Genomic DNA, 4,064 nt, shown 5'->3' on the forward strand with positions numbered 1-4,064 from the left:
AAATTAGAAGAAGGTATATGATCAAAATTGTTTTATCTTTAAGGACTTTCAGATATTGGAGTAAAAAAGTGTTTACAATTTTTTTGTAAACACCCCTTAAAAAATATATAATGATTAAATGTTTTTTATTTCTCGATTTCCAGATGAATGGAATTGAGTCTTAACGAGTTAAGAATTACAGATAAAGAACTGAAACTCATTGCTGCTGCTGCGATCATTGGAGATAAGAGTATTCCGAAGAAAGGATATAGCAGGCCTGCTGCAATGGGAACCCCTAATACATTATAAATAAAAGCGAAAAACAGATTTTCTTTAATGTTTCTAAGCAGTTTTTCACTCAGGATTTTTGCTTTAGCAACCCCAAGAATATCACCTTTTAGTAATGTTATTTCTGAGCTTTCGATAGCTACATCCGTTCCTGTTCCCATAGCAATACCTATATTGGCCTGAGCAAGTGCAGGTGAATCATTAATACCATCTCCGGTCATAGCAACAATCTTACCTTCTTTTTGCAGTTTTTTCACTTCATTAAGTTTATCCTCAGGAAGGCAATTGGCTTTATAATGTTTAATTCCTAATTCATCAGCTACTGCTTTGGCTGTATGTTCATTATCTCCAGTCATCATAATAATGTCTATGCCTTCGTGAATTAGTTGTTCGATAGCCTTTTTAGAAGTCTCTTTTATTTTATCGGTAAAACTGATAAAGCCTAGAGCTTTATTACCCTCTCCAATATAAGAAACAGTATGCGCTTTTTGCTGAGCCTCTGTAGCTCTTTGTTTAAGGTTTTCAGAAATAGAGATGTTATAAGAGTGTAGTAGGTTCTCATTTCCCAGATATACTGTTTTTCCCTGAATATTTCCTTTGATACCTTTCCCTGATACATTTTCAAAGTTTTCTACTTTCTCAGGGGAGATATTCCTTTCTTTAGCTTTATTGATGACTGCACTGGATAAAGGATGTTCAGAGTTTTGATTAAGTGAGAGTGCAAGTTTCAAGACAAGCTCTTGGTTTTCTTTATCAATAGCTTCAATATGTTCTACTGATGGTTTTCCTTCCGTTAAGGTTCCTGTTTTATCAGTGATTAGAACATTTACTTTGTTCATTTGTTCCAAAGCTTCAGCATTTTTAACAAGAATACCATTTTTAGCACCTTTTCCTATACCTACCATTAAAGACATAGGGGTAGCTAAGCCTAATGCACATGGACATGCTACAATAAGAACAGCAACGGCATTAACAAAAGCAAATAAAGTCTTTTTTCCTTCCGGTCCGAATAACTGCCATAGAAAAAAGGTGAGAACAGCGATAACAATAACGGTCGGAACAAATATTTTAGATACTTTGTCGGTAAGTTTCTGAATGGGAGCTTTGCTTCTGCTGGCGTCATTCACCATCTTGATAATCTGAGATAGTAAAGTTTCATTACCTACTTTTTCAGCTTTCATGATGAATACTTGGTTTCCGTTAAGGGTTCCTGAAGAAACTTTATCATCCTGATTTTTTGTAACGGGAATAGGTTCCCCAGTGATCATACTTTCGTCCACTATAGAATTTCCTTCTACAATTTTGCCGTCAACAGGGATTTTTTCTCCCGGTTTTACTTTTAATAGATCCCCTATCTTTATTTCTGAAAGATCCACTTTTTTTTCTTCTCCATTAATCATGAGGTTAGCTTCGTCAGGAGACAGGTTGATCAGCTCCCTTATAGCATTTCCGGTTTTCTTATGAGCTGCAGCCTCCATTAATTGTCCTAAAATGACAAGAGTAAGAATTACACATACAGCTTCAAAGTATAAAGGAGCTTCCTGGCCGTGTCCCTGTATTTCCTGAGGAATAATTCCAGGAAAAACTAAGGCAACAATACTGAAAATAAATGCTGCTGCAACCCCCAGGGCAATAAGACTGAACATATTTAAGTTCCATGTTTTGAAAGAAATCCAGCCTCTTTTCATTAGAAACCAGCCGGCATAAAATAAAACAGGAATAGTAAATACCAGTTCCATAACCCCTTGTACAGTATGAGAAAACGGAAAGTTAATAAACATTCCTCCCATAGCAAGAAAAACTACAGATATGGTAAATAGTGCAGAAATGATGAGCTTTCTTTTAAGAATATTATAAGTTTCATCATCGTCATCATCTTTATCAGGTATTCTGACGAGGTCCATTCCGCAGATAGGACAGCTTCCCGGTTCATCTCTTATGATTTCAGGGTGCATTGGACATGTATATTTAGCTGTCTTCTTCTCTGGATATTTAACCAGGTCCATTCCGCAAACCGGGCATCCTACATTGCTGTCATAGGTTTTATCACCTTCACAATACATGGGACAATAATATTTCCCCGCCCTGTCATCAGTTATTTTAGGATTTTCATGCTGGTGAGTGTGAGAATGTTGATGTACATGCCCGGAACCTGAATTCTTCACCCTGTCTTTTGTAATTTGTTCCAAATGCATATGACACACGGGACAGTCTCCTTTTTCGTCATATATCTTATCCCCTTCACAAAACATAGGACAATAATATTTTCCTATATTATCTTTAAAATTTTCAGGTAGATTCTGAGATGAGTAAACAGGTTTATGATTAGGGTCTTTCGCTAATTTTTCTTCAATAGGTACCAGATACATATTGCATACAGGACATCTTTCCCCTTGCTTGAAATACACTTTATCTCCTTCGCACTCCATAGGGCAATAATATACGGAAGAAGGTGAAACGCGATCCTGTGGTTTTATAAAATCAGCTGTAACTGCAGTAGGGTCATTTAATTTATAGTTGCCTATTTCTGAAAGGGCTTTATTAAGAACAGCAAGTTCAATCTCCTTATCTGTAGTAATGGTAGCAATATTATCTTCTAAATTAACATCTGCGCGAATGCCTTCAATACTATTCAGCTTTTCTGAGATTTTTTTCTGGCAGCCGGAACAGGTCATACCCTGTATTTTATATTTTTGTTCCATAATCCTAAATTTATAGTACAAATTTCCAAAATGAAAAAATTTACTTGTTATAAATTTAAGGAGATTAGTTATATAATTTTAGAAATTAGGATCATTATATCTCTGATAACGAAAATCAGATACTATCCAGGGGCTTTCTGTTGTGGATTTTGAGCTTTTTGAACTCGGTAGGAGTGAAGCCTGTGATATTCCTGAATTGAGAAGATAAATGTTGTACACTTTTATATCCTAATTTTCCGGCAATTTCTGTAAGGTTAAATTCATTATATAAAAGGAGTTCTTTTACTTTTTCAATTTTTTGAAGAATAAAGAACTGTTCCAGTGTAATGTTTTCATTGTGTGAAAAAGTTTTGGAGAGAGAACTGTAATCCTTATGAAGGTTTGAGCTTAAAAATTCTGATAATAAAAAATTATCAGCAATGTCAAGTTCACTGATTTTTAAGACGATCATATTCTTGATTTTTTCTATCAGCTGATGAGCAGAGTCTTTAATTCTTTCAAATCCGATCTCTTTCAATTTTGTTTCCAGTAAATCAAGACTATTTTCAGACAAATCAGATTCGGTTTCTATTTCTCCAAGTTTAATAGATTTTATATCAATATAGGCCTCCTTGAAAATATTTTCAACAGCGGTAATACATCTGTTACAGACCATATTTTTTATAAAAATCTTCATGAGCGACTGTTTAATCTGTCTTTTACAAATTCTACCTGCGTTTTACCATGAGGAGATGGATTTCCATCTTCATCCAGATTAACCATTACAATTTTATCAACCGTAATAATGGTTTGATGAGTCATTTTATTTCTTACTTCACACTGTAAAGTGATGGATGATGATCCGAATTTTAAAACTTCGATTCCTATTTCTATGATATCACCCTGCTTTGCCGAGCTTATAAAATTAATTTCCGAAATAAATTTGGTGACTACTTTTGTATTTTCCAGTTGTATGATGGCATAAAGAGCTGCTTCTTCATCAATCCATTGTAATAATCGACCTCCAAATAGAGAATGGTTAGGATTCAGATCTTCTGGTTTTACCCATTTTCTTGTATGATAATTCATGTTCTTTTTATTTGTCAGCAAATTTAG

Annotated in this window: 3 protein-coding genes; all 3 read right to left on the reverse strand. The window is 34.5% G+C overall.

Features of this window, described 5'->3' with window-relative positions:
- Positions 1–125 precede the first annotated feature (125 nt).
- The 3 genes from Q0A18_RS15575 to Q0A18_RS15585 all read right to left on the reverse strand — a co-directional run bounded on the left by Q0A18_RS15575 (position 126) and on the right by Q0A18_RS15585 (position 4,037).
- A complete protein-coding gene (locus Q0A18_RS15575) occupies positions 126–2,969 on the reverse strand; it encodes a heavy metal translocating P-type ATPase (protein WP_292011083.1) in 2,844 nt (947 codons plus the stop codon).
- 115 nt (positions 2,970–3,084) lie between these two features.
- Entirely contained in the window at positions 3,085–3,645 is a 561-nt protein-coding gene (locus Q0A18_RS15580; protein WP_292011084.1) for an AraC family transcriptional regulator, read from the reverse strand.
- Entirely contained in the window at positions 3,642–4,037 is a 396-nt protein-coding gene (locus tag Q0A18_RS15585; RefSeq protein ID WP_292011085.1) for a hotdog domain-containing protein, read from the reverse strand. Before Q0A18_RS15585 ends, Q0A18_RS15580 begins: the two co-directional genes overlap by 4 nt.
- Positions 4,038–4,064: the final 27 nt, after the last annotated feature.

It is taken from the genome of Chryseobacterium sp. (assembly GCF_022712095.1).
Classification (GTDB): Bacteria; Bacteroidota; Bacteroidia; order Flavobacteriales; family Weeksellaceae; genus Chryseobacterium.

Bases quoted from the DNA above. Each gene is read 5' to 3' on its own strand.
- Q0A18_RS15575 (WP_292011083.1), bottom strand. From the start codon at position 2,969: ATGGAACAAAAATATAAAATACAGGGTATGACCTGTTCCGGCTGCCAG.
- Q0A18_RS15580 (WP_292011084.1), bottom strand. From the start codon at position 3,645: ATGAAGATTTTTATAAAAAATATGGTCTGTAACAGATGTATTACCGCT.
- Q0A18_RS15585 (WP_292011085.1), bottom strand. From the start codon at position 4,037: ATGAATTATCATACAAGAAAATGGGTAAAACCAGAAGATCTGAATCCT.